Source organism: Paenibacillus thalictri (genome assembly GCF_004307995.1).
In the GTDB taxonomy this organism is placed as follows: Bacteria; Bacillota; Bacilli; order Paenibacillales; family NBRC-103111; genus Paenibacillus_AF; species Paenibacillus_AF thalictri.
Genome location: NZ_SIRE01000007.1, coordinates 334,153 through 360,030, shown reverse-complemented (window position 1 = coordinate 360,030; position 25,878 = coordinate 334,153). Strand labels below are relative to the sequence as shown.

Here is a 25,878-nt window from a genome sequence, read left to right as displayed (position 1 = left end):
CCTCTCCTAGTAGTGAACCCATTTTTTCTGCCCGTACCATTGAAGCAGGGAAATCAACAAGATAAACGCCAGCAGCACCATGGAAATCGTCGAAGCGTACCCCATCTCATAGTAGCGGAACGCCGTTTTGTAGACGAACAGAGACAAAATATGAGTGCTTGTGCCAGGCCCTCCATGAGTGACCGACTCCACCAGGCCAAACGACTTGATCGTGACGACAAATCCGGTAATCAGCAGGAAAAAAGTCGTCGGGCTGACCAGCGGGAACGTTACGTGAATGACCGACTGCCAGCGTTTGGCCCCGTCCATTTTGGCGGCTTCCACCAGTTCCTTGGGAATTTCCTGAAGCGCCGCCATGTAGATGATCATGTTGTAGCCAAGCATCAGCCAAATCCATATCAAGTCGAAAGCGTACATCGGCGACGTGGTCGTCGAAAACCATCCGGGCGGGTCGGTTATGCCGATCGAACGCAAAAATTGGTTAATCGGGCCGCTTTTGGCGTCAAACAACAGCATCCACACAAACGCAACCGCAACACCGTTGGTGATATAAGGAAGAAAATACATCGCACGAAGGCCATTTTTCATAAACACCTGATTGTTCAGCGCCAGCGCCACCAAAAACGCGAGGCCAACAGAAACTGGCACGGACAGCAGAAAAATCACTGTATTTTTCAGCGCGGTATAAAAAACATCGTCATGAAACAAACGGGCGAAATTGCCGAGTCCGACAAAATCGGCTGTCTTCTGGGTAAACTTCCAGTTCGTAAACGAAATGAAAAGCGAAAACAAAGCGGGAATGAAGAAAAATATGAAAATGCCGATAATATTAGGGGCTACAAATAAATAACCCGTTAGCTGCTGCTTCTTAACCCAGCTCATAGCTCAAGTCCTCCGGTGCTCCGTTACTTCTTGTTTTGCTTAAGGAATTCGTTGTGGCGTTTGACCAGATTGCTGAACATTTGATCCAAAGTCTGGTTGTTTGTAAAATACAGCTGGTATTGCTCCTTGCGGGCATCGATCATCTGCTGCGGCAGCTTGCTTTGGAACGTTTTGAAGTCTTTGCTGAACAGCACCTTTTTCACGGAATCGACGTCGTATTTGTCTTCGACTCCCTTAAGCAGCTCTTTGAACGATTCGTCGGCGTTCACCGCTTTGGACGATGGAATCCGGCCTCCCTGAGCAAGCGGCAGCATCCCTCCATCGGCGTACCATTTCAAAAACTTCCATGCCGCTTCGATATTTTTGGACTGCGGGTTGATCGAAATCGCATCCCCCAATCCGCCGAATACGCGGTAATTTTGCTGATCCTTGGTGACCTTGGGGATCGGCGCAATGGCGATCTTGAAATCGCGCGGATTGTCCTTCAAATTGTTGGCAAAGCGGAAAATCCATTCCCCTGCGTAATACATCCCGGAATTGCCCTTCAGGAACTCTGTTTCCACCGGCATTTTTTTGGAAAGCTGCTCGGCATATAATGGAATGCTCTTATCGTCGTACATCATGGCATGCATATTTTCCAATATTTTGCGGGTCAGCGGGTTATCCATATTGGAAGTCCCGTCAGACTTGACTGCGCCTTCCACAGCGATCGGAGAGTCCAGCACAAAATCCCAGGTGACCAAATCCTGCAGCATGCCCCACTGCTTCTGCTCCGCCAGCTTTTTGGCATACGCCCTCATATCGTCCCATGTCCAGTTGTACGGGACCGGAAGGCCCGCTTTGTCCAAAGCGTCTTTATTCAGCCACACAAAATGCAAATCTTTTTTCGTCGGCATGGCATAAAACTTGCCGTCGACCTTCCAGTCCGCCGCCTCCGGGCCCATCATGTCGTCGATGTTGTAATCTTTGAATTGGCCGAGATCCAAGGCGACATTGGCTTTTACCCTCGTTTCAAAGCGGGGAAAGTTGTGGGTGGCGTACAAATCCACGCCTTGCCCGGTCAGCAGCGCCGTATCGAGCTTGATGTTGCCGGCGTCGTCATTCACATATCTGACATATTCCACTTGGATGTTCGGATTTTGCTTGTTCCAGTTGTCGACCGCTTGCTGCGGGCCCGCTTCCGCCGGAACCCCGCTCCAAAATGTCAGCTTGATCGGTTTGGCGTCTCCGCCGCTCTTAGCTTGAGTTTGTGCCGTATCGCTCCCCGTGCCTGTTGCGCAGGCGGACAAGCCGCTTGCGGTTAACAGCAGGCAAAGCGAATACGGGACCAGTTTTTTCCCCTTCATCAATAAGCTTCCTCCCTTGTTGAATCAACTTATTCTATTGCTTTACCAGCGAAAATCCAGCAACACCTTCTTCCAATCGCGATGAGCGGCGGCCAGTTCCATAACGGCTGTGAAATCCGCGGCGCAAGTGATTGGAACCGCCTGCTCCGGAAGCAGCTTTCTCAGCGTATGCTGGCAGGCAGGATCGCTCATCACCTTTAATACCTGCCGGAAATCGGCCGCCGAGCTCCTGCTGCTGCCCGCAACCGTAAGCCCTTTTTCCAGCACGTCTCTTGTGTTCATCGGGACCCGTTCTTCCGTTACGCCCATCAGAATGAGCATCCCCTTCGGCGCTGCGATGTCGATCGCCTGATTGACCGCGCTTTCGGAGAAGCGGCCGCCGGTACACTCCATCACCACGTCGAACGGTGTAAAGGAGGCGAAGTCGCATTGCTGCACCAAAGCCGTCTGTGCAAAATCGAACTGCGCCAGCTTATCCGGAATCGCTCCGAATACTTGAAGGCGCTGCCGCTCCACACCAAAGCAGTGGTGCAGCATGGCGGCCGTAAGATAACCGACAGGCCCGTCGCCAAACACCGCTACGCGCGCCTCTGTACCCTGGATCCGCTCTGCGGCGCGGCTGATCGCCTGGTAAGAGACCGAACATAGCTCCGCAAGTACGGCGATTTCATCGGGCACTTCGCCGGGAACGGGAAGCGCGCAATCCGCAGGCAGCGGCAGCCGGCTTTGCGCGATGCCATCCATGCCGCTGCCCAGAAACTTGCCGTGCAGGCAGTAACTGTCGCCTTGGCCGCTCCGGCATATCGGACAGCAATCCGCAGGTCCTATGCCGCGGGATAAATACCCGGGTATGCTGGGAACGATGACGACGCGGCGGCCCTCCTCCAATCCGGCTGCCTCGCTTTTTACGATTCGGCCGATCCCTTCATGGATAAGCGCCATCGGCAGCTTCGACGCCAGCGCTTCAGGCCTCCTTTGCCCGGTAAAATAACGCAAATCCGCGTGGCAAATGCTCCCTATCGTCGGCTCCACCACCACATGACCGTTAAGCAATTCGTGTTCCAGGATCACCTCGCGCACATCTCCCGGATGCAATAAACGGTAAGCGCGGGATTGAACGTGCGTTTCCACTTCCATGTGCTGCAAATTAACTGACACCTCCATCATCTAGTCGAGCAAGCTTGTGCCGCAGCTATAGTCTAGCAAGCCTGAGGGAGGTGACGTAATGAACAAATCTGATGAATTAATGAAACAAAACAGCGCAAATCCCACACTTAAACCCGTTCATTTTTGCGTGTTTTTGTTCTATTTTTGACGCTGCCTATATTGGCTTGGCGTCGAACCGGTCAGCCTTTTGAAAATTTTGATAAAGTAATTGTCGTTGACAAATCCGACCTTTAAGCCGATTTCTTGGATTTGCATATCGGTTTGCAGCAAATAATGAATCGCCTGCTTCACCCTTACTTCATGGAGGTAATGAATCAGCGTCTGTCCCGTCTTTTTCTTAAATAATGCGCTAACATAGTTTTCGCCCATCATGACATACTGGGACAACAATTTAACGGAAATGTCCTTGTCGTAGTTTTCTTTGATATACGTCACTATTTTGTTCACCTCAGGATGCGATATGCCCTTCAGCCGTTGCTTCTCTTCCTCCCCAGGGCCCTGCATTTTGGCTGCAAGCGTCAGCTCGCCGTTGATTTGGTGCAGCGTTTGCCTGAGGTCGTTTACGCTCATGGAGAGCTTTAATATATAATTGGAAGCGCCGTAAACCATCGCCTGGCGCACATATTCGAAATCGCCCATGCAGGTCAGCATGACAAATTTGCAAGTAATTCCCGCTTCCCTCACCTGTTTGAGCAGTTCTACCCCATCCATCTTGGGCATAATGATGTCGGCTATGACGAGATCCGGCGGCTCCCGTTTGATATATTCAAGCGCCTCCGCCCCGTCTCCGGCTTCCGCAGCCAGCGTAAACCCCATCTCCTCCCAGCGGATAAGCTCCTTCACCGATTCCCTGACAAACACCTCGTCTTCCACAAGCAGCACTTTCCACATTCTTAAACTCCCCTTCTTTGCGATCGTTTACAATTCCAATCTGTTTTGATATGGCTCCGATAAAAGATACGGCATCGTCATGCGGACCAATGTCCCTTCCGTCAGCGAGATGATCTCCAGCGCTCCGTGATCTTTAAAAAGCAGCTTTAATCGCTGCCTGACATTGTCGAGTCCGATCCCCGGACGCTTGCGGGTCGTTTGCTGGCGGGCGGCTTGAACGATTCCGACTCCGTTATCCTCCACCTCAACGATCAGATTTCCCTGCTGCGTGCAAGCAATGCGAAGTCGTATCGTGCCGCCCTCTGAACGGTGAGCGATTCCGTGCAAAATGGCGTTTTCGACAAGCGGCTGCAAGCTGAGCTTCGGCACCAAGACATACTCGTTGCAGCGGTCGTAATCGTAATGAATTTCAAACCGGTTATTATACCTTCGCTGTTGGATGTAAACAAAGGCGCGAATTAGCTCCATCTCGTCTTTCAAATAAATCAAATCGACATCCGAGTTCAAGCTGGCTTCCAGCAGCTTGCCTAGCGACATCGTGATTTCGGCGATTTCCGTCTGCTCGTTGCGGAGCGCGATCCATTTCAGCGTATTCAACGTGTTAAGCAGGAAATGAGGATTCATTTGCGCGAGCAGCATCTGAAAGTGGACGGCATCCTTCTGCCGTTCCTCCGCTTTCAGCCGTTGAACCAAATCGTCCATATCGTCAAGTATCGTATTAAACGACCGCGTCAGCTCCAGTATTTCTCCTTTGTACCGTTTTTCCGGCAGCCTGACCTTCAAATCTTTCCTGACCGCATCCCTCATCTTTTTCTGCATATGCGACAGCGGTCTTGTAAATGTAAACGCAATCATAAAAGCGATAATCATAAACGCTGCCGTAAACAAACCGAAGGTGACAAAATAGTTTTGTTTGAGCTCATGGATCTGCTTGTACAAAATATGCAGCGGAACCCGGTCCACCATATACCAATCCAACGAATCGATATAGGTGTAATTGATTAAGGCGTCGGACGACGAGTCGATGAAATATCCGTTGGCGGACGGTTTGGATTTGATCTGCTGCAGCGCATTTGGCGTAAGGCTGGTATGAGGGACGGATTGTGCCGCCTGCTCTCCTTCTCCGGTAATAATGAAATATTCTTTGTTAGCGGAAGCGGAGGAAAGCATCGATTGAAACCAATACGAGTAATCGATACTGGCTCTCGCCAAGCCGTAAGGCTTTTTATTCTGATCCCTCATCACCGCATACATGGACAATAAGGAAGGGCTGGATGAGTTATCCCGGAACAAATAATTGTCGTCCTGGGACACCCAGCGATATTTGGCCCCCTCTTCAAGCGCTTCCTGAAAACGCGAATGGGCCCGAAGCTGGTCGTAATCCAGCGCATCCTTCGGCTTGTAGGATGTGTATACGCTGCCATGCAGATCCAGCACGGTGAAGTAGACTGGCGGATTATATAGAAAAAAACTGTTGTTCAAGCCTTTGAACTTCTTTTCCACCAGCTCGATATTGTCCAGCTGGCGGTTCATCTGCGGAGTCTCCAAGATCGATTGAATGGATGAATCCTGTTCCAGGAAAATCAGCGTTTTAAAAGCCGTGCTCATCTGATCCTGCAGCGTATGGTATAAGCTCTCCAGCTGCGAATGGCTTTCTTCGCTGATTTTGACCTGAATCAGCGTTTCGATTTTCTGATAGTTGTACATGTTTAATACGGAAAACGGCAGCAGTATTAATAACACAAATGCCATGAACAGACGATATTTCAATTTTTGAGGCACAATCGATTCTATAAATCGTTTCATGCAGCACCCGGTCCCTTCGTCAAAATTCTTGCTGTTAACGGAAAAAATTATATCATAACGATATTTATGAAACGACAGACAACGGCAAACTGCATAGATTTGTAGGTGTTAAGCGTACAAAATCGCTCCCCCCGCATAGATTTGTTATATCGCTACGAAAATAGTTATTGACAATAATCTCCACGAGGACTAGTATGGCTGTATTACAGCTTAGAGTTTCTGCAGCATGTACATACGCGGAGGAGGACTCTATTATGAACACGTTAAAGGAAAAGCTGAAATCGGGAGTAAAACTGGCAGGTACGCATATCACCATGAGTGATCCTTGCATCAGCGAGATGATCGGCCATCTCGGGTTTGATTTTATTTGGATCGACACAGAGCACTCGTCCATCGATTATCATACCCTGCATTCCTTATTGATGGGCGCCAAATCGGCCGATGTCCCGGCTATCGTTAGAGTTCCGTGCAACGACCCGACCTTTACCAAAAAGGTGCTGGAGATGGGCCCGGACGGCATTATTTTCCCGCTGGTCAACAGCGCTGAAGAAGCCGATTATGTCATGAAGTTGTGCCTGTATCCGCCGCTTGGCGTTCGCGGCTTCGGTCCGCGCAGAGCGATCCGTTACGGCCTGGACGATGCGGGTGAATACGTAAATAACACAAGTAAGGAATTATGCCGGTTCATCCAAATCGAAAGCGAAGCGGCGGTAAAAAATTTGCCCGAGATTGTGCAGAATCCATATATCGACGGTTACATCTTCGGCCCCAACGATTTGTCGGGTTCGATCGGCGAGTTAGGCAATGTTTATGGCGCAAGAACAACAGCCCTGATCGACGAAGCCGTCGGCATCCTGAAAGCGGCCGGTAAACCGGTTGGCGTTTCGACCGGCTCCACGGACAGCAATGTATTGAAATACTGGCACAGCAAAGGAATGGACATCATTTCTTCAGGCGCGGACAACGACCATATCGTCAGCGGAGCCCGCCATGTCATCAACACGCTGCGCGAGGTGCAGCAAAGATCTGCATATTAACTCTGGAAATCCCCTCCCCATCTCTTTATACTGGGGTTAAAAGTCACAAGACGCAGTCTGGAGGACAACGATGCAGTCTATCGATTTTAACGTCAAACATACGAATTTATATGAGGTTATCGCGGAAAAATTGGAGACTATGATTCTCAGCGATTCGTCGCAGCTCGAGCAAAAGCTGCCGTCGGAACAGTCGCTTGCCGCAAGCTTTGGGGTAAGCCGCCCGGTCATCCGCGAAGCGCTGATGCTGCTTAAGGCCAGGGGACTTGTCGTACAGCGCAACGGGGAAGGTTCATTTATCTCCAATCCCCCGCCGCAGGAACTGACCAACACCATTAACCGTATGGTCCAAATGAACAACATCCCCACATACAGCATGTACGAAATCCGCGTAACGCTCGAAATTATGGCCTCCCGGCTCGCAGCGGAAAGAGCAACCGAAGAGGAGCTAAACGAGCTTTCACGGATCAACGATGAGATGGAGCAGCATATGCACGATATCAAGAAGCGGGTCGAGCTGGACATCCGATTTCATACGAAGCTGGCTGAGTTAAGCGGCAATCCGCTGCTTGGCATCTTCGTGACCTCCATGACCAGCCTGCTCGAAACGATGCTGACGCAAGCTCTGGAGCTCCCCGGCACCAACGAAGACGGCATCAGTTATCACCGCAAAATTATCGAGGCCTTGCGCACCCGCGACCCCGAGCAAGCCGAGGACACGATACGCGGCCATCTCGTAGCGTCGATGCGGAACTACGAAGTTGCAAACGAATCCGCGCAGCGTTCGTCCGAGTGAAACTGCCTGCCGCTTGACGTTGCCGCCGAAAAAAAGACCCTTCATGACCGCCGGTTTAGCGGTTTTGAAGGGTCTTTATGTCATCGGTAAGCTCCGGTTGCTTGTCTGGAAGCGACTTCCTGAACTCATTGGGCGAAACGCCCTCATATTTTTTGAACAGCCGCTGAAATGTCGCCCGGCTGTAGATGCCAACCTGCATGGAGACATCGTTGACGCTGTCCGTTGTTTGTGCCAGCAGTTCTTTGGCTTTTTCAATCCGGTACATGCTGATATAATCCGTCAAGTTCATGCCGGTTTTTTCCTTGAAAATACGCGAGACATATTTGGGCGATACGTTGATTTCCTGAGATATCGTCTCCAAGTACATATCCTTGCCGTAATTTTGTTCAATATAACGAATGATCGAACCGATCATACTTCCCACTCTGCTGTCCGGGTCGACCGAATGCTCGGATAATTGCCGGCACAAACGCAGGATCAGCTCTTGCTTTAATTCCGCCGCATTGGCCATCGGCTGAGTGATGCCGCACAGCAGCAAGTGCTCCTCCTCCGTAACCAGCTCATTGTAATCCTTTTGCCGTTCCGTGGCATAACGCAGCACGGTATGATACAGCTCACCTTGCAGCAGGTGCATATTGTGATGCGACACATTCCGCAGCTCGTTCTGCCGCAGCACATCGCGGATCGACTCCTCCGCCGCTTCCGAGTCCCCTCTTCTCAGGTGGTTTAATATTTTGTTCTCATCCGCAAAAGCATAATAAAACCGGTGTTTGATTTCCAGCGTTTGCGCATAAATCACCTGGAAATCGAGCTTAGGGTCGCGGTTTTGCAGCGCCGTCATCGCTTCGTTGTAAGACTTGTGCAGCGCGCCAAGCCCGTTGTAGGAGCGGCCTACGCCGACGTGGATAATACAGAATAAAGCGTCGTACTGAAAGGTTTTCATCAAGTTGTTTAACGCTTGGTTCAATAGATGCAGCTGCTCCTCGTCCTGAACGTTTAATAAGCACACATAGAGATGCCGGCTGTATTCGAAAGCGTAATTGGGCACATATTCCTGAAGCAAACCGGAAACCAATTTGCTCAGCTTGCTTAAAATGACGATCCGGTCCACATCCTGAATGTCCATGTAAAACTTGTCTTTAAACTCAAAGTAAATCGTGCAGCACAGATAATCCGCCGAACGGAACCCGAATTGGGACGATAACATCCGGTTGATGTCCGCTTCGTGCGCAATACGTCCGCCTTGCAGCAGGTGCAGCAGCGAATGCTCCAGCTGTCCTTGGGAGGCGATCGCCAGCTTGCTTTTGTACATTTCGCTGAGCTGTTTTAATTGATGAACGCGATCCCCAATCGCCGTCAGTTCGTTTCGCGGATTGCCCGGATTCGGCAAATCAGATTCGCCTTCAGCCGCTATGAGCACGTCGCGGATTTTTTTGATCGGATTGTAGATGCGGAATGTAAAAATAAACGACAGCGCAAATCCGACAACCATCAGCATCGAGCAAATCAGAATGATCACATCCAGCAGACTGGAGGCCTGCCGGTTAAACTCGGTTAAAGGCGTAAAACCGTAATATTTCCAGCCGTACACTCCCGATTGCGTATAAGAAGCCAGATAGGAATCGCCGTCGATTTGGAGTTCTCCCGCAGGGGCTATCGCATCTTGCCGCCGCATCAAGCTCTCCAGCGTATGTATATCCAAGCCGGGGCTTTGAAAGATCACACTACCGTTGGCATCGGCAACAACAAACTGGGTAGCCGGAAATATATTGTTGGCCAGCAAAGCGCGCTGAACCATCGACACGGACACGTTAGCCACAACGACCGCTTTGCTGCCCTTGATCAGTCCCGTCGTTACAAACGGAACAACCGGCGTCCGCGGAATGGCGTACGAGTCCACTCCCGACAGCGGGAGCAGCGTGATCATTGCGCCGGATTGCAGCTTGTTCCTCCACGCCTCCGCTCCGTACAGCTTGTAGCGGTAGCTTTTGGCGAAAAAGTCGTTGAAATTTTCCGCCCCGGATGGCGAATAAACCTTCTCTCCGTCGATATATGTGAATACCATATCGATTAAACTGCCCATAACCGCGTTGGTGCTTTGCAGCGTTTCAATCAGCAGCCCCAGCTCGGCACGTTCCTGGATCATCAACTGGCTATTGGGCTTCAGCAGCCGTTTGACCGTCTGATTGTCCAATAAGCTCTGGCTGGCTGCCTGAATCGTCCCCAGATTGATGTCGACCGTGGCAGCGACGGACTGCAAGTGCAGCCCCAGCTTTTCTTCAAAATCGCGATGCAATTTATCGATGAAGTCCACATAATAGACCAATCCGATGATAAGCGTAGGAATGAGCAGCGATAAAAAATAACACCATATTTTCACAAACAAAGGGTTTACTTTGAGCGGAAAAAGGCCGTTTCTTTTCCTGACTTTCATTCCCCCACCCTCCATTGTTTTGCTTTAGCGGGGGGCAGCCCCCACCCCCTCAATCCCCCTTGGAGGGGGACTCCAGGCGCTGCGCCCTGGACCCGCCTAGCTTCGGAGCGACGGTGTGCCTCGCGCTCGCGCCTGTCGCACCTTGCCTTCGCTAGCGCTTGGCATCGTGCTCCGCGCTTTACTGCAGCGTGATGACGCGGGGAGCGACTGTGTGCCTCAGGCTCGCGCCTGTCGCACCTTGCCTTCGCTAGCGCTTGGCATCGTGCTCCGCGCTTTACTGCGGCGTGATGACGCGGGGAGCGACTGTGTGCCTCGGACCCGCGCCTGCCGCACCTTGCCTTCGCTAACGCTTGGCTTTGTGCTCCGCGCTTTACTGCGGCGCGATGACGCGGGGAGCGACTGTGTGCCTCGGGCCCGCGCCTGTCGCACCTTGCCTTCGCTAGCGCTCGGCTGTGCTCCGCGCTTTACTGCGGCGTGATGACGCATGGAGCGACTGTGTGCCTCTTGTCCGCGCCCAATGTTGTCAGTTTAGCGATAATGGCTGCTACTCGGATCTCGCTCGTATTGGCTGCATTAGTTTAATCCTATTCGGGTTCATGGAGTAAACCGGAACCATAACATGCTTGAATGCAGCAATTGGAGCAATTTCGATTCGTTCGACCTTGAATTAAAGTCGATCGTTGCCGGCTGTCTGTATCCGACATCCTCGTCGCTATGGCTGGCCTTATGTATACGAACATCATGCCCCAACGCTTACGGACAGGAGCGCCTTTATTTGGCGAAAAAATCGGGATTATCATTTCTAACGGACGCAGGAGACTTTATTTGCTCAAAAAAGTCAAGGAAACCGCGATAGTAGGCCGAATAAGTGCGCCGGTGTCCGTTACATGTAACAAACCTCAGATTTGGTTTACATTGCAGCGCCCATGTCCGTTAGAGTGTTAGAGCGGAGACTTCCTCCAAGCTAGGGTTGCATAACCAATCTACAGTCTCATTCCAATCCGCTATCCATTACAATGGGTTCTATGTCCAGAACGGGCCACGACGCATAAAAGAAGCTTGATCATTCCCGTAACGACTGTAGCCCATAGAATCCATCGACAACTTCAGTCCATCGACTTCTTATCCTGACAACATTGGGCCCGCGCCTGTCGCAATGCCTTCGCTAGCGCTTGGCTTTGTGCTCCGCGCTTTACTTCGGCGCGATGACGCGGGGAGCGCCTGTGTGCCTCGAGCCCACGCCTGTCGCACTTGCCATCGCTGACGCTTGGCTTTGTGAGCCTCGCTTTACTGCGGCGTGATTACTGCGGCGTGATTACTTCTGCTGATTATACCGCAGCGATTGGCACGCGAACAATATGAACTTGTTCTTTGGTTACGGAAAATATCACATACAGCCACCCGTCATGTATCATGGAATGCGGATAGCCATAGTCTCCTCCCTTGTGCATCCCCTCGAACTTTCGCTCGCAAGGCGCGTCGCACAAGACGGTATGGCGGTCAAACGAGATCCCGTCGGACGAAACCGACAACACAAGCGGATTCCGCCGCCCGTCCGGAACCGGGCTGCCGACATAATAAAACCGTCCGTCCGGTAAGCGGCCAAAGTGAAACTTCGTATTGCTGTCGGGAAATAATGTCGGTTCCGGGGCACTCCAGCTTGCGCCGTCGTCGTCGCTGGTCGTCAGCCACAACCTCCGCTCCTTGCTGCGCAGCAGCATATTCAGTCTACCGTCGTCCGTCTGATAAAACGATCCTTCGCACAGCATGGTCGGCCATCCCATCTTTGGAGGCAGCACATGGATGTATTCCGAATCGTCGACCATCTCGCTCTCCAATTCGGCTGCGTAAATGCCGGTTGCTCTCCAACCGGAAAGCCCTTCCGGATCCTCGGTGTACGGGTAGCTGATATTTCCGCTAATGATCAGCCTGCCTGACGAAGTGCGCTGAGGCCCGTGATTGGGCACAATCCGTAGGCCCAGATCGACCGGTTCGCTCCAGTGCTCGCCGTCTTCTGTCGCCATGGCCAGCAAGCCGGTGCGGATATGACCGGCGTCCGTCTTTGAGTTCCGCACGCCATCGGAAAGATGCTCCGGCTTATATTCGTATTGCCCGATATAGGCGATCAGTTTCTCCCCGTGCACATGAAAGCCCGCAGCCGTATATACCCATTCGCCGTATTCGCCGTCCTGCGAATCAAGCAGCGGTAACGGCGCCGACCAATGATGAAAATCGGCGGAAGTCGACATCATCACCCGCTGTCCGGTATCGTCTTCGTTCACACGGCCGTTTGACCAGATCGCATATAATTTGCCGCGATAAAAAACTACGTGCTGATGATGCGAATACGTCCAATCCTGATCGCTTCCCGGTTGGAAAATCGTCGCTTGTTCAACTTCCAGATGAGTGATCTGCCCCTGAGGGTAATTGTTTGTAATTGAAGATCCCATTATCTTTTCGCTCCTTTTTAAAATCCTCATTTCCGGCGCTTCTCAGCCAACTTACTTAGCTACCCGGCTCAGCGCGTCGTTGTATATTTTCTCCAGTTTGGGGGCTCCGGCTTTCTCCAGCTGGCTGGCGAATGCGTCAAACTCGCTCAGCGGCTTTGCACCCATAATAAATTTCACGACATCTTGTTCGATCGGCGAAATTTGCGAGGTAATTTCCTTCAGCTGGTTGCTTTCATCTTTGTTGAGACTCGGTGTCAGCGCCGGCCACACATAAGCACCCGGATCTTTTTTGATTTTATCAATCCACGAGACCGTAAGCGGATCAAGCATCTGGATCAGCGGCCGTTCATCCACCTTCGGGGACAACGCCAAGTACCCTGCTCCAACATCCGACTGCATCGTGCGCACTAGATCGGCGGCCGTTTTATATTTTTCGATCACATCGTCTTTCATTTTCAAATCGCCGTTTACGTTGGAGTACGTCTCTCCCAAAATGCCGAAGTTTGATACTTCCACGCCTTCTGGGCTGTACAACCAATCGTAAAACTTGATGATCGCTTCGGGATCCTTCACCTTCGAGCTGATCGCGTAAATATCGTTCAGCCAGCCGCGCGGGTACAGGAATCCTCTGGATTTGCCGCTGTCGTTTTTCAAATAAGGGATATAATCAAATTGCGCGTCTTTATTTCCGCTCTGCTGCAAAGCCGCGTTATAATTAAGCGCAAAGCTGTTGTTGTCGTACATAAAAAACGACTTGCTCGTGTTGTTTTTCTCTCCCCAGGTCTGCGTATTTAATACGGCGAAGTCGGGATCGTACAGCTTTTCTTCGTACAGCTTGTTTAAATACGTCAGCACCTTTTTAAATGCCGGTTTATTCGTACCGTATACATACTTGCCGCCATCAACGTCCGGATCGAAATAAATGCCGTACCCGCCGCCCATGCCAAACGCAAAGGCATCCAGGAATGAAAGGCCGCGACTGGAGAACGGATAGGAGTCCGGATATGCTTTTTTCATTTCCCTGAGCACGTTATACAATTCATCAAACGTGGTTGGTGCGGCCAAATTCAGCTTTTTCAAAATATCCGTCCGCATCATCAGCGCTTTGCCGTACTGCCAGTTGTTCTGGGCTGTAGTCGGGAACCCGTACAATTTACCGTTCACATACAGCTTTTTAATTTCCGGGTTCTCCTGAATCGCTTTCTGAAAATTCGGCATCTTATCCAAATAATCGGAGATCGGAAGAAAAATACCCGTACTGCCAAACTCATTCAAATCGGCCTGATTGACCAAAATCACGTCAGGTATATTGTTTGTAGCGATTAAGGCCCGTTTCTTGTCCGTGTACCCGCTCTGCGGTACGGATTCCACCTTCACCTTTACACCCGTTCTTTTGAAAATTTCGCGAATCACCGGCGTATCCTGCTTGACCGCTTGCGACGGGTGCTCCCACCGCAATATATTCAGCGTCAACTCTTTCTTCACCTGCTGTGTCCCGTCTTTCTTCACTTCAGGCGGCATAGCTTCCTTGCCGTCCTGGCCCGCCGAGCAGCCAATCAGCATCCCCGAAGTTAAACATACGGATAAAGAAGCGGAAACGATTGTTTTTTTCCTCATTAACAGTCACCTCCATATAATGAAACACGGTGCGGACTAACCTTTTAAAGAGCCGATCATAATGCCTTTGACAAAATATTTCTGGATAAACGGATAGACAAGCAGAATGGGCAATATCGCAATAATAATGATCGCGTATTTGATGTTAAGTGTCGTTATCGCTCCGGCGCCGGACAATTCCTGCGCTTGGGCAGCCATATCGCCTTCGACGACAAGGCTTCTCAGCAGTATTTGCAGTGGAAACTTGGCTTTTTCGTTTAAATAAATCAATGCCGGAAAATAGCTGTTCCAATGTCCTACCGCATAAAACATCGCGATTGTCGCCATCATCGGAACGGATACCGGCAGTACGATCCGCAGCAGCGTCAGCCACTCGTTAGCCCCGTCGATTTTGGCCGACTCAAATATTTCGCCCGGAATCCCCTGGAACGAAGTGCGCATGATAAACATATTCCAAGCGCTGACCACCCCGGGCAAAATAACCGCCCACATCGAATTAAGCAGCCCCAGTTGATTGATCAGCAAGTAGCTGGGAATAAGCCCGCCGCTGAAAAACATCGTAATGACTATCATCACCGTAAACCCCGATCTGCCGTAAAATTCCTTCTTGGACAGAGGGTACGCGCATAATATCGTCATCATCATGTTAACCGCTGTACCAACGCTTGTATACAGCAGCGTATTTCCGTACGCCCGGATGATCGACTTATCGCCGAGCAACAGTTTATACGCTTCTATATTGGTGCCGGACGGCCAGAAATAAACGATACCTTTGCTCGCGGCAACGCCGTCGCTCAGCGATACGACAAGCAAATAATAAAGCGGATACAATGTCAGAAAAACCAGCAGCGCCATAAAAACGTAATTCAACCCATCGAATAACCGCGAGCCAAATGATTTGCGTATCATAGATTGTCACCTCCATTACCACAGGCTCGTTTCGCTTACTTTTTTGCTGAGTTTATTGGCCGAAACAAGGAAGAACAGCGCAATCAAGGAATTGCACAAGCCTACCGCCGTCGCGTAGCTGAAATCGCTGGCCACCAGGCCGCGCCGGTATACGTAAAGCGGAATGACATCCGATGCAGCCGCATTGGAACCGTTGTACAGCAGCAGTATTTTCTCGAACGAAACGGACATCACCGAGCCGCAGTTAAAGATGAATAAAATAATAATGGTCGGCGCGATGCCGGGCAGCGTAATATGCAGCATCTGCTTCCAGCGGTTTGCCCCATCGATTTTGGCCGCTTCGTAAAGCTGCGGATCAACCGAAGTTAGAGCGGCAAGATAAATAATGGCCCCCCAACCGACGCTTTGCCATATTTCCGAGCTGATATAGATGGACCGGAACCATTCGGGCAGCATGAGAAAATGGACGGGCGTTATGCCGAGTTTTCCGAGCACATTGTTGACGATCCCGTTATAAGCGAAAAAATTGACGATCATACCCGCCACCACGACAGTGGACAGAAAATGCGGCAAATAGCTGAAGGTTTGCACCAGCCGTTTAAATCCCAGATGCGTCAGCTCGTTAAACAATAAAGCCAATACAATCGGAGCCGGGAACGAAAACAAGATATGGTAGATGCCGATCAACAACGTATTTTTGAATATTTTATAAAAATACGGGTCTGTCAGAAACTTCTCAAAATACCTTGTGCCTACCCAAGGGCTGTTCATGATGCCTTGAAATACGTTGTAATCTTTAAAAGCGATAATGACCCCATACATCGGAACATAGTGGAACATAAAATAGTACAGAAACGGCAGCAGAAACATCAAATAGAAATGTCTGCTTTGATAAATCGACCTCCTTATCATCGATACTTTCGTGTGAGTTGCGTTTGCCCGCACCGGCTTCTCCCCCCTTTCGATTCTCCCGGAAGCCCTTACATTTGCCTTCGCGGATGATCAGCTCACTCGCCCATCTACACTATAGCCCGGCCCGGTCAGCCGTACAACGATCAATCCGGCACAAAACGGCTCAAATTTCCCACTTCCCGCATACCGCTCAAATTTCTACCTGGCTCAATTTTCGCACATCACTCCCCATATAGAAAAAAGACATCGATGCGGGATGCGCATCAACGTCTTTTATAGTTGTGTATGGGTAGTATTCTACGGATCGTACCGCTGAAAAAATTCCAGCTGCTCAGCCGCCGGTCCTATCTCCGGTATCTTCATGTGATCGACCGACCGCTGTCATGCAGCGAAAGACCGTGCCGAGGGGTGCGAGCGGTGCGCGCTCCGGCCGTTTGCTTAAAGCTTCACCGGCGGCTGCGGGGCAGGCCGTTGCATATCGGAGATAGTGAAGGAGCACAGTTCCACCAGCGCCCTGGACAAAATGCCGCAGAGCCGGTCGATAATGATCTGCCCCTTCTCCGCAGTAGCCAGCGTAGCGTCTCCCGCTACACCGGAAGCGGAGATGTCGGACATTTTCCAGGCGAAGCGGATGCCTCCCTCCAAGGTGAGAAATTCATAAGCCGCCGTGCTCGGGATGTCCCGGACCGCCAATTCGTCGCGCACCCAATGCGGCTTCACCGCTTTGACAATTGAAGTTTCCGAATCGCCCCCGTGAATGCCGTAGGCGACCTCTTCTTCCGTAAGCAGATCCGACAAACTGTCCAAGCTGTGCGGCATCATATAAAAGACGGTCATCCCGGTAGCGATTCGAATTTCGCGCGCCACCAGATTCAGCAGATCCTGATTGCCGCCATGCGAATTAAACAGCAGCAGCCTGCGAAAACCGCTGAGATGCAAGCTTTGGGCGATATCCATAATGACATGCTGCAATGTAAGCGAAGATAAAGCGATTGTTCCCGCAAACCCGATATGCTCGTTGCTTTTGCCATATGAAACCGGAGGAATTACCCACACCTGGGCGCTTCGTTCCAGCCGTTCCAGCGCTTGCGTCAGCAGCGCTTCTCCGATCAGCGAATCGGTCATGACCGGCAGATGCGATCCATGCTGCTCCACGGCTCCAACCGGGAGAACGACAAGGGCATTTTCCTTCGGCAGCTCTTCAATCTGCTTATAAGACAAGCGCGGCAAAAACCGCTGTTCCCAGGCGATACCTTCATATCTTTGAAACATAACCATACTCCTCCTTTGGCTTAAGTCATCATCTACGGTTTGATTTGTAGAAACTTTGTCGTAAACGCCTTGCTGACATCCTGCTCTTTCTTCAGCGCCCCCAGATCAAGCATCTGCTCCTGAATCGTTTTCCAGCGTTCCTGTGTCATGTAACCGATACCTTTGGCTTTTGTTTCTTCCGTCAAAATATATTCCCGCTCATGTTCCCCTTCGTAATCCATCGCTTCCACCTTCATATCGGGGTTGTACGGCTGAATAAACGGATTGACCGTCTTATAATTGTCGAGATAGTAACCCCATCCCTTCTGGCTTGCTTTAACTACCGCTTCAACGACGTCGGGATGTTTGGCAATGTAATCCTCGGTGGCGAACAATACGTCGGCATAGTTGGCATATCCGGAATCGGCGACCTTTAGGAAAGACACGTCGATATTTTGCTGTTTTAAAGCGTACGGCTCATTGGTAACGTAACCTTGGTTCAGCGACTTTTTATCGTTAATGAAATTGACGAGCTGACCGGTATAATTAAACTCCTTCACCGTATCCAGCTTGTATTTCTTCTTAATGAATTCCCAATACAATACGCCGGGGGTCAAATAAACCGACCGTCCCTTTAAATCCTCGAAGCTTTTGATCGCTTCGCCCGGATGAAACATCAGCACTTGCGGCGTATATTGAAATGCGGTCAGCAGCCCGACGATCGGAATGCCCTGCTCTCTTGCTTTCAAAATATCGTCCGCATACGAGATGCCGAAATCCGCTTTGCCGGATGCGACCAATTGCACCGCCGAAACCTGCGGACCGCCCGGCTGAATCGTCATCTCCACTCCGCTGTCTTTGTAATAGTTTTGCTGCAGCGCCGCAAAGTATCCGCCATCTTCGCCTTTGGCGTACCAGCCTTCAATCAGCTTTACCGGAGTCATCGCTTTTACTGGTGCCGATGCCGGGGCAGGAGCAGGCGTGTTAGCCGCCGCTGGGGCAGGCGCATTCGCCGCCGCAGCGGGTTTAGGCGTCTCCTTTGCCGCCGCCGGCTCGGTTGTGGCACCGCCGGAACCGCAGCCGGCCACCAACGACAATGATAATGCAAACAACAGCATCGAAATCTTTTTCCCTTTCCCCATCATAAACTCCCTCGCTTTATCCGATATTTTTCTCTTTTCCTTTATGTTATATTATATAACATAAATGTAATTTAAAAATAACATAATCCAGACTGATTTTACAATAGCAAATTTAATAATTCGAAGATAATTTCGAATATTTTTGTATAAATAGAACTTCATACACCTACTTTATTTTCGTATAAGTCTATTTATCGAATTATTCCATACGAATCGAAAAGTACACTCAATTTTAGGGGTGAATTAATCCGCTATACTTTTTATTACATTTTGTTAATTTAAATAACATACACATAACACAATATCATAAAGACCGGCTAATGCTCATGTTGTCAGGATAGCGGGGTTCGACCGTCCGCCGCAAAGCACGCTTGGGATCGCGAACGTTGGAATGATATATGGCAGGTAATCAGATCTCGTATTGGCTGCATTAGCGCGATCGTATCGGGTTTATGGAATAAGCCGAACCATAACATGCATGAACCACAACATGCTTGAGCCCAGCAAATGACGCGATTTCGATTCAACTTGATCAAAGTGGATGAAAGTTGGTTGTTCGCTAGCTGTCTGTCTGTAACGGACATCCTTGTCGCTCTGGTTGGCTTTATGCATGCGAACGGCACGCTCCAACGCTAACGGACACAAGCGACTCTATGTGGCAAAAAATTCGAGGTTATCATTTTTAACGGACACCGGCGCCTTTATTTGCCCAAAAAAGCCGGGGAAACCGCGATGGTAGGCCAAATAAGAGCGACTGTGTCCGTTACATGCAGCCAACCTCAGATTTGGTTTATATAGCTGCGCCCATGTCCGTAAGAGAGAGGGGCTTCACCAACGTTGGGCGATGCACAACGATTGGGAGCTTCCCCAACGTTTGGGGGAGCATAATGGATTGGGTTGCACAATGAACCGACAGTCTCACTCAGTCCATTATCCACCCTGAGGGGTTCTCTTCCCGAAACGGGTCACGATGCATAAAAAAGCTTGATCATTCCCGTGACGATACTTAGTCAACCGACTTCATATCCTGACAACATTGGGCTAATGCCGCCCATCCCCCCTGGAAAACTCCCGCTCCATCGCGCAAAGAAACTATTTCCTTTGCCGGAGCAGTGTCGTTTCTTTGCAGGTGTAGTGAATCCGCGGTATGACTATAGAAAAGAAACTTTACTCCGTCGGAAGGAAACTTATTTGCTTCGGACATACAAAACTTTCTTTCCAGCCCTGCGGATCGCCCTATTTCAGTTATAACGGAAACTGCGCTTCGCTAGGACGGAAATTCTTTTCCGTAAAGCAAGCGCGGTTTATTCCGACTATTTGATTTCGAACAAAAGAAAAACCTGGCTGGAATGAACCGTCCCCTATTGTTAGATGTGTCTAACAATCGAGTCACTTCATCTCTGCCAGGTCCCTTTTTCATGTTATAAGCCGCTTATTGCAGCAATTTATTTCCCGATCGGCTCCAGCGCTTCATGATGCCCGTAAAACGTCCGCTGCCGCTGCACCGGCGCCGTCCATTTGACGGCATTGGCGATCACGCGATGGATCTCCTTGTTGTGATAAGTCGGATAAGACTCGTGTCCGGGGCGGAAATAAAAAATTTTCCCCTGTCCCCTGCGGTACGTGCAGCCGCTGCGAAACACCTCTCCGCCGGCAAACCAGCTGACGAAGATAAGCTCATCGGGTACGGGAATATCGAAATGCTCCCCGTACATTTCCTCCTCCGGCAAATCGATGTACGGGCCGATGCCTTCGACAATCGGGTGGGACGGATCAATGACCCACAGCCGCTCCTTCTCGTCCGCTTCGCGCCATAGCAGGTCGCATGAAGTGCCCATCAGCTTGCGGAACATTTTGGAATGATGGCCGGAATGCAGCACGATCAGCCCCATTCCTTCGTGTACCCTTTTGCAAATCCGCTCGATCACTTGATCCTGGAATCCGGCATGGTCGACATGCCCCCAATAAATCAGCACATCCGTCGCCGCCAGCACCTCTTCCGTCAAGCCGTGCTCAGGCTCATGAAAGGTAGCCGTTCTGATCGCAAAATCGTCCTGCCGGATTCCTGCCGCAATGGCGCCGTGAATCCCGTCGGGATATACCTTGGCGACCTCCGGTTTTCTTTGCTCCTGAATAAATTCATTCCAAATCGTTACGTTGATCATCGCTTTACACTCCTTTTTTTCTCCGTTATCCAGGACAATCGCATGCAAGTGAGAGAAGCTCCTTATGTGATTAACCTGCTTCATTATCTTGAACGGGTAACGCCATCTTGCGCCGAGTCGATAATCATTTGCAGCACCTGCTGGTTTTTATAGCCGTCCGTCAGGGTAGGAAGAAAAGCCGAACCGCTGCCATTCTCCACATACTCGATAAAATCCTGAAGCAGCGGCTTCACGTCCGCCCCGTCCAGATGCACCGTCTTCTCTACAAGCTGCCCGCGTTCGCCGTCCCGCATCGTCAGCGATACTTCAAACGGCTTCTCCACCGCAATCCGCGCCGTACCTAAATCCCCGAATAACGTAACGTTAAACTGGTTGCCGGTGCCAATCGCATTTTTATGGGTATAAAACGTTCCCATAACGCCACCCTCCAGCACGCCCTGAAACCCTGCAAAATCGTCCACGTCGATCTTCACCCGCTCGTTTGTGCGGGGATCCAGCCGCTCCTCGACAAACGTTGTCATCATGCCATTCACAGTCATAAATTCGCCGACAAAAAAACGCGCAGCATCAATCATATGCGAGCCGATATCCGCCAGCACCCCGGTGCCGGCCAGCTCTTTGCTGAAGCGCCAGCTGTAGCCTTTTTCGAACATCGGCGCATTTTCCTCCTGCAAATAATGGGCGGCGATGTGCCGGATCCTCCCCAGCGTTCCTTGCTCCACAAGCCGTTTCACATATTGAAAGCAGGGCCGGTAGCGGTAGGAGAAACCGATCACGCAAGGCACCGGCTTTTGGTGATACAGGCCAATCAGCTTCTCCGCTTCCTCCATCGTGCGGGTAAACGGCTTCTCCGAAAAAATCGGCTTGTTATGCTCGATGGCACTTTTGAGTACGTCAAAGTGAATGTTGTTGGACGTCCCGGAAATGACAACATCGACATCGCTGTCGGCGATCAGCTGCTCGTAATCGGTATATCGCTTGCCGGGCGGCAGCTGCAGCCGCTCGCCCGTTTTCTCGACCGCCTGCTTGTTTACGTCGCAGATGGCGGCAATTTGCGTATTCGGGATTTTCAGCCAATTCCCCATGTGGTGCTCGCCGATGCCGCCAAGCCCGATAATTCCTGCTTTCCATATTTTACTCATTGGTTTCCTCCTAGAAATTTGCTTTAGTAAAAATGACTTTGTAAAAGGAATGCCGGGACAGCTTTGCTTATGCTGCGTGAGGAATGGCGACCGATATGCAGCCCCCCCTAGGCCCTCTGGTACCTTGGCTCCCCTTCTATCGCTTCGAAACAGTCCGGAATTGCCCGGATTTGCGCCCAATAGATGCCCAAAACAAACTTATATCGGCACACACGAGTTTCGCTCCACAATCCGGCTCTCCACAATGACCTGCTCAGGGTAACTTCCCTTCAACACCCCAAGCCGGTGCATCAGCAGCTTCACCGACTGCATGCCCAGCTCCGATGGCTGCAGATCCATACTAGTGAGCGACGGCGACGACTGGTGCATGATGGAAAGATCGCCGCAGATGACAAAAACCGAAATATCGTGCGGCACGTTCAGCCCCAGATCTTTAAGCGCATTCATCGCGCTGAAGGCGGTCCGGTCGTCGTCGGCGATAATTGCCGTCACCTTTTTGTCCAGCCGCTTGAGTACATTGACCGTTTCTTTGTAACCGTAGTTCAAATAATCGCTGGCGTCGATCGCCGGCTTATGATGGATCATATACTCCTCCACCTCGATCCGCTGGCTGGCAAGCGTCTGCACGAAACCATTTTTCCGTTCCTTGGATACGGTCATCTGTTCGCCGGCGTTCAGAAACATGATGCTCCGGTGGCCCAGCTTAATTAAATAACGGCATATATCGCCGATGATTTTCCGATTGTCGCTATCCACGCTAAGGGAGCTGCCGATACCGCCGTTCATCACCTTGCCGATGGCGACAAACGGGATATTCTTCGCGTCGAGCAGCCGGATGCGCTCATCCTCCACGGCGGGACTCATCACAACCGCCCCGTCAATCGGGTAATTGGACAAAAACGGCGTCTTGACTTCCTGCTGTGGAATCATGTCCAGCAGCACCCGGAATCCGTACCGGGACGCCTCCAGAATAACTCCGTTGATGAATTGATGATGGAAAGCGCTAAAAAAGAAATTGCCGTGAGGGATTGTCAGGCCGATGGCCTGCGTTTTTTTCGTGACCAGGCTTCGCGCAATATGGTTGGGCGTATAATTCAGCTCTTTGGAGACGCTCAGCACACGCTCGGTTACTTCTTTGCTGGTCGGTCTTTTCTGGCTGAATACGTTGGATACGGTTCCTTTCGAGACATTGGCTAATCTTGCCACATCGTCAATTTTGGCCATTTCTTGAAACATCCCTTCATGCTCGCTATATAAATTGAACGTACCATTCGGCCGCCTGATCCTTCGATCTATTCAATTTATGTAACCTAACTTACTTCTTCTTCGGCCCGCTCCAGCTCGCGGTTCAGCCGCTCGGCCAATTCGATCAATTCCAGCGGTTCGCTGATCGTGTAGTCCGGTATTTCGCTGTCGTCGGCGGGCGTTTTCGGATACCTCGGCGTCCAGTCCAGGAACACGCTTGTAATACCCATCACATTGGCCCCTTTAATATCCCGGCTCAAATTGTTGCCGACCATGATGATTCGCGGAATATCCCTTTCGCTGAGATCCAGCGCCCCGATCGCCGCCTTAAACATCCGCGGGCTTGGCTTGTGGGCTTTAATCGGCTCCGAATAAATCATCGTCGTAAAATAATCGTACACCCCGTTTTGGGTCAAAATGTTCTTAAACGACTGCGCCAGCCCGTCGGCCACAAGCGCAAGCGTAAAACCCCGTTCGGCCAGCGTCCGCACCATCACGTCGGCGCCTGGAATGACATTTGCCTGTACAACAACATCGTGTTCGTCGCGGATTTCCGTACCTTCGTCGATAATCGTATCGCCGCTATCCAAAAAGATAATTAACTTTTTCGGTTCATTCATATGCAACACCCCGCAATTGTAATTCGCTTGCATAATGGCAAGCGGCGTAATGACCGTCTCCCATCGCTTGCAGCTCCGGTTCCTGCTTCATACATGCGTCCGTGCGGTAAGCACACCGCGGATGAAAATGACAGCCGCTCGGCGGATGCGCCGGGTTCGGGACCTCGCCTTCAAGAATGATGCGCTCTTTTTTGCGCATCGGATCAGGTTCGGGTACGGCCGACAGCAGCGCTTCGGTATAAGGATGCTTGGGCTGCGCAAACAGCGACTCCACCGGCGCCAGCTCGACGATTTTGCCCAGATGCATGACGGCGACCCGGTCGGAGATGTTCTGCACAATCGACAAATCGTGAGAGATGAAAATGTACGTAATTTTCAACTGCTCCTGCAAATCCTTGAGCAAATTAATAATTTGCGCTTTGATCGACACGTCGAGCGCCGACACGGCTTCGTCACACACGATCAGCCTCGGATTGGAAATCAGCGATCTGGCAATCGCGATGCGCTGCCGTTGACCGCCGGAGAAGGCGTGCGGATAACGCCGCAGATAACTGACGTTCAGCCCGGTTTTTTGCGCGATTTCCGTGACCTTCTCGTCCACCTCGGCCCGGGACAACTTAAAGCTGGCCAGCAGTGGTTCGGAGATGATATCGTAGACGCTCATCCGCGGGCTTAATGACGAATAAGGGTCCTGGAAGATCATCTGAATATCGGGCCTGTACTTTTTGTACTGCTTGCCCCGCAGCTTTAAATAATCCACCTGCTCCCCGCCATCGGCATGGTACACCACCTCACCGGAAGAAGCGTCCATGACCCTCACGAGGCACCGCCCCAAGGTTGTCTTGCCGCAGCCCGACTCGCCGACGATGCTGAGCGTTTCGCCTTCGTACAGTTCGAACGAAATATCGCTGAGCACCCTGATTTCCGTCGGCTTGCCGAACAGCTTTTTATCCGATTTCACGCGAAAGTTTTTGCTCAGACGGCTTACCTGCAGTATTGGTTTGGACATCGGGCACACTCCTTATCTTACTCCTGATACAGGAAACATCTCACCTTGTGATGATCGGCAATCTGCGTTTCCGGCACGGAGCGCTGGTTGCACAATCCTTCGATTCGGTCGGGGCAGCGCTCGTAAAACCCGCACATCGGCGGCATATTCGTCGGAATCGGAACCGTGCCTTCAATCGATTCCAGCCGGGTTTGCTTGCCTGTGCCCATTCTTGGCATCGACCTGAGCAGGCCTTTTGTATATGGATGCTTGGGATTGGCGAAAATGTCCGCCACCGGCGCCTGCTCGACGATTTTGCCCAAATACATGACGGCGACTTCGTCGCACATCTCCGCGATGATGCCCAAATCGTGCGTCACAAGCAAGATAGCCATGCCAAATTCCTTCTGCAGCCCCCTCATCAGCTCCAGCACCTGGGCTTGAATCGTCACATCCAGCGCCGTAGTCGGCTCATCGGCAATGAGCAGCTCCGGATTGCAGGACAAGGCCATCGAAATCATCGCCCGCTGCCTCATACCGCCGGAAAACTCGTGCGGATATTGGTTAAACCGCTTCTCCTGGTCAGAGATGCCCACCTTGCTTAACATCTCCAGCGCAATGCGCTTGGCCTCCTGTTTGTTTTTGGTGCGGTGGATCCTAATCGCTTCCATGATTTGATTGCCGATCGTATACATCGGCGAGAACGCCGTCATCGGCTCCTGAAAAATCATCGCGATCTGGCGGCCGCGAATAGAGCGGATTTGCTTGCTTTTCGGAGACAGCGACAGCAGGTCGATCGGGTTTGTCTCTTTGCCGGAGGAGGAACGGTATACGATTTGTCCCGACGTTTCGCACTCCTTCGGATTAATGCCGATAATCGCTCTGCTGGTCAAGCTTTTGCCGCAGCCGGATTCGCCGACAAGCCCCAGCGTAGTGCCTTTGCGGATATCGAGATTGACGCCGTCCACGGCGCTTAGTTCCCCGGTATCCATCGATATGCGGATTTTCAAATCCCGGATGGACAAAAGCGGCTGTTCCGATTGTGCCGGAGAAGCATGGGCTGCCATCGCCATTCCTCCTT

General features: G+C 51.2%; 20 protein-coding genes. 2 read left to right on the top strand and 18 right to left on the bottom strand.

Translation table 11 applies throughout. From position 1 onward, the window contains the following. Positions 1-6 precede the first annotated feature (6 nt). The 5 genes from EYB31_RS11805 to EYB31_RS11785 all read right to left on the bottom strand — a co-directional run bounded on the left by EYB31_RS11805 (position 7) and on the right by EYB31_RS11785 (position 6,038). Positions 7-882, bottom strand: coding sequence for a carbohydrate ABC transporter permease (locus tag EYB31_RS11805; protein ID WP_131013519.1), 876 nt, complete (start codon positions 880-882; stop codon positions 7-9). Positions 883-905: 23 nt separating this feature from the next. Further along, positions 906-2,228, bottom strand: a complete 1,323-nt coding sequence (locus tag EYB31_RS11800; RefSeq protein WP_131013518.1) for an ABC transporter substrate-binding protein — start codon at positions 2,226-2,228, stop codon at positions 906-908. Positions 2,229-2,270: 42 nt separating this feature from the next. Next, on the bottom strand, positions 2,271-3,395 hold the full coding sequence (locus tag EYB31_RS11795) for a zinc-binding dehydrogenase (protein WP_240762336.1): 1,125 nt from the start codon (positions 3,393-3,395) through the stop codon (positions 2,271-2,273). A 138-nt stretch (positions 3,396-3,533) separates the two neighbouring features. Next, positions 3,534-4,286 (bottom strand): response regulator transcription factor, encoded by a 753-nt coding sequence (locus EYB31_RS11790; RefSeq protein WP_131013517.1) that lies wholly within the window; start codon positions 4,284-4,286, stop codon positions 3,534-3,536. Positions 4,287-4,313: 27 nt separating this feature from the next. Beyond that, a complete protein-coding gene (locus tag EYB31_RS11785; protein WP_240762334.1) occupies positions 4,314-6,038 on the bottom strand; it encodes a cache domain-containing sensor histidine kinase in 1,725 nt (574 codons plus the stop codon). Positions 6,039-6,346: 308 nt separating this feature from the next. Here EYB31_RS11785 and EYB31_RS11780 point away from each other — a divergent pair, with 308 nt between their 5' ends. Both EYB31_RS11780 and EYB31_RS11775 read left to right on the top strand, forming a co-directional pair. Then, positions 6,347-7,129 carry an HpcH/HpaI aldolase family protein gene (locus EYB31_RS11780; RefSeq protein ID WP_131013515.1) on the top strand — a complete coding sequence of 261 codons (783 nt, stop codon included), beginning with the start codon at positions 6,347-6,349 and terminating at the stop codon, positions 7,127-7,129. 70 nt (positions 7,130-7,199) lie between these two features. Next, positions 7,200-7,922, top strand: a complete 723-nt coding sequence (locus EYB31_RS11775) for a FadR/GntR family transcriptional regulator (RefSeq protein ID WP_131013514.1) — start codon at positions 7,200-7,202, stop codon at positions 7,920-7,922. 55 nt (positions 7,923-7,977) lie between these two features. Here EYB31_RS11775 and EYB31_RS11770 read toward each other — a convergent pair whose 3' ends face one another. From EYB31_RS11770 to EYB31_RS11710, 13 genes are all read right to left on the bottom strand, one after another. Beyond that, on the bottom strand, positions 7,978-10,356 hold the full coding sequence (locus EYB31_RS11770; RefSeq protein WP_165452362.1) for a helix-turn-helix domain-containing protein: 2,379 nt from the start codon (positions 10,354-10,356) through the stop codon (positions 7,978-7,980). A 1,328-nt stretch (positions 10,357-11,684) separates the two neighbouring features. Beyond that, the gene (locus EYB31_RS11765) at positions 11,685-12,806 is read right to left on the bottom strand and encodes an exo-alpha-sialidase (protein WP_165452361.1); all 1,122 of its coding nucleotides are present in this window, start codon (positions 12,804-12,806) and stop codon (positions 11,685-11,687) included. Between the two features lie 51 nt (positions 12,807-12,857). Continuing rightward, positions 12,858-14,423: an extracellular solute-binding protein gene (locus tag EYB31_RS11760; protein ID WP_131013511.1), complete on the bottom strand. Its 1,566-nt coding sequence runs from the start codon at positions 14,421-14,423 to the stop codon at positions 12,858-12,860. Positions 14,424-14,459: 36 nt separating this feature from the next. Next, a complete protein-coding gene (locus EYB31_RS11755) occupies positions 14,460-15,332 on the bottom strand; it encodes a carbohydrate ABC transporter permease (protein ID WP_131013510.1) in 873 nt (290 codons plus the stop codon). A 15-nt stretch (positions 15,333-15,347) separates the two neighbouring features. After that, complete coding sequence (locus EYB31_RS11750) at positions 15,348-16,277, bottom strand: ABC transporter permease (protein WP_240762332.1); 930 nt, start codon at positions 16,275-16,277, stop codon at positions 15,348-15,350. A 405-nt stretch (positions 16,278-16,682) separates the two neighbouring features. After that, positions 16,683-17,516 (bottom strand): creatininase family protein, encoded by an 834-nt coding sequence (locus EYB31_RS11745; RefSeq protein WP_131013509.1) that lies wholly within the window; start codon positions 17,514-17,516, stop codon positions 16,683-16,685. 32 nt (positions 17,517-17,548) lie between these two features. After that, complete coding sequence (locus EYB31_RS11740) at positions 17,549-18,613, bottom strand: ABC transporter substrate-binding protein (protein ID WP_131013547.1); 1,065 nt, start codon at positions 18,611-18,613, stop codon at positions 17,549-17,551. 1,469 nt (positions 18,614-20,082) lie between these two features. Continuing rightward, the gene (locus EYB31_RS11735) at positions 20,083-20,802 is read right to left on the bottom strand and encodes a ThuA domain-containing protein (protein WP_131013508.1); all 720 of its coding nucleotides are present in this window, start codon (positions 20,800-20,802) and stop codon (positions 20,083-20,085) included. 83 nt (positions 20,803-20,885) lie between these two features. Continuing rightward, a complete protein-coding gene (locus tag EYB31_RS11730) occupies positions 20,886-21,944 on the bottom strand; it encodes a Gfo/Idh/MocA family protein (protein ID WP_131013507.1) in 1,059 nt (352 codons plus the stop codon). 198 nt (positions 21,945-22,142) lie between these two features. Next, positions 22,143-23,180, bottom strand: coding sequence for a LacI family DNA-binding transcriptional regulator (locus tag EYB31_RS11725; protein ID WP_131013506.1), 1,038 nt, complete (start codon positions 23,178-23,180; stop codon positions 22,143-22,145). Between the two features lie 74 nt (positions 23,181-23,254). Then, the gene (locus EYB31_RS11720) at positions 23,255-23,809 is read right to left on the bottom strand and encodes an HAD family hydrolase (RefSeq protein ID WP_131013505.1); all 555 of its coding nucleotides are present in this window, start codon (positions 23,807-23,809) and stop codon (positions 23,255-23,257) included. Further along, positions 23,802-24,818 (bottom strand): ABC transporter ATP-binding protein, encoded by a 1,017-nt coding sequence (locus EYB31_RS11715; RefSeq protein WP_131013504.1) that lies wholly within the window; start codon positions 24,816-24,818, stop codon positions 23,802-23,804. The genes EYB31_RS11720 and EYB31_RS11715 overlap by 8 nt, the downstream gene beginning before the upstream one ends. A gap of 17 nt (positions 24,819-24,835) precedes the next feature. Further along, positions 24,836-25,864 (bottom strand): ABC transporter ATP-binding protein, encoded by a 1,029-nt coding sequence (locus tag EYB31_RS11710; RefSeq protein ID WP_131013503.1) that lies wholly within the window; start codon positions 25,862-25,864, stop codon positions 24,836-24,838. Positions 25,865-25,878: the final 14 nt, after the last annotated feature.

What these genes read in the sequence shown, in the direction of transcription:
- EYB31_RS11805 (WP_131013519.1), bottom strand. Translation starts at nt 882, where the DNA reads ATGAGCTGGGTTAAGAAGCAGCAGCTAACGGGTTATTTATTTGTAGCC.
- EYB31_RS11800 (WP_131013518.1), bottom strand. Translation starts at nt 2,228, where the DNA reads ATGAAGGGGAAAAAACTGGTCCCGTATTCGCTTTGCCTGCTGTTAACC.
- EYB31_RS11795 (WP_240762336.1), bottom strand. Translation starts at nt 3,395, where the DNA reads ATGATGGAGGTGTCAGTTAATTTGCAGCACATGGAAGTGGAAACGCAC.
- EYB31_RS11790 (WP_131013517.1), bottom strand. Translation starts at nt 4,286, where the DNA reads ATGTGGAAAGTGCTGCTTGTGGAAGACGAGGTGTTTGTCAGGGAATCG.
- EYB31_RS11785 (WP_240762334.1), bottom strand. Translation starts at nt 6,038, where the DNA reads ATGGCATTTGTGTTATTAATACTGCTGCCGTTTTCCGTATTAAACATG.
- EYB31_RS11780 (WP_131013515.1), top strand. Translation starts at nt 6,347, where the DNA reads ATGAACACGTTAAAGGAAAAGCTGAAATCGGGAGTAAAACTGGCAGGT.
- EYB31_RS11775 (WP_131013514.1), top strand. Translation starts at nt 7,200, where the DNA reads ATGCAGTCTATCGATTTTAACGTCAAACATACGAATTTATATGAGGTT.
- EYB31_RS11770 (WP_165452362.1), bottom strand. Translation starts at nt 10,356, where the DNA reads ATGAAAGTCAGGAAAAGAAACGGCCTTTTTCCGCTCAAAGTAAACCCT.
- EYB31_RS11765 (WP_165452361.1), bottom strand. Translation starts at nt 12,806, where the DNA reads ATGGGATCTTCAATTACAAACAATTACCCTCAGGGGCAGATCACTCAT.
- EYB31_RS11760 (WP_131013511.1), bottom strand. Translation starts at nt 14,423, where the DNA reads ATGAGGAAAAAAACAATCGTTTCCGCTTCTTTATCCGTATGTTTAACT.
- EYB31_RS11755 (WP_131013510.1), bottom strand. Translation starts at nt 15,332, where the DNA reads ATGATACGCAAATCATTTGGCTCGCGGTTATTCGATGGGTTGAATTAC.
- EYB31_RS11745 (WP_131013509.1), bottom strand. Translation starts at nt 17,516, where the DNA reads ATGTTTCAAAGATATGAAGGTATCGCCTGGGAACAGCGGTTTTTGCCG.
- EYB31_RS11740 (WP_131013547.1), bottom strand. Translation starts at nt 18,613, where the DNA reads ATGCTGTTGTTTGCATTATCATTGTCGTTGGTGGCCGGCTGCGGTTCC.
- EYB31_RS11735 (WP_131013508.1), bottom strand. Translation starts at nt 20,802, where the DNA reads ATGATCAACGTAACGATTTGGAATGAATTTATTCAGGAGCAAAGAAAA.
- EYB31_RS11730 (WP_131013507.1), bottom strand. Translation starts at nt 21,944, where the DNA reads ATGAGTAAAATATGGAAAGCAGGAATTATCGGGCTTGGCGGCATCGGC.
- EYB31_RS11725 (WP_131013506.1), bottom strand. Translation starts at nt 23,180, where the DNA reads ATGTTTCAAGAAATGGCCAAAATTGACGATGTGGCAAGATTAGCCAAT.
- EYB31_RS11720 (WP_131013505.1), bottom strand. Translation starts at nt 23,809, where the DNA reads ATGAATGAACCGAAAAAGTTAATTATCTTTTTGGATAGCGGCGATACG.
- EYB31_RS11715 (WP_131013504.1), bottom strand. Translation starts at nt 24,818, where the DNA reads ATGTCCAAACCAATACTGCAGGTAAGCCGTCTGAGCAAAAACTTTCGC.
- EYB31_RS11710 (WP_131013503.1), bottom strand. Translation starts at nt 25,864, where the DNA reads ATGGCAGCCCATGCTTCTCCGGCACAATCGGAACAGCCGCTTTTGTCC.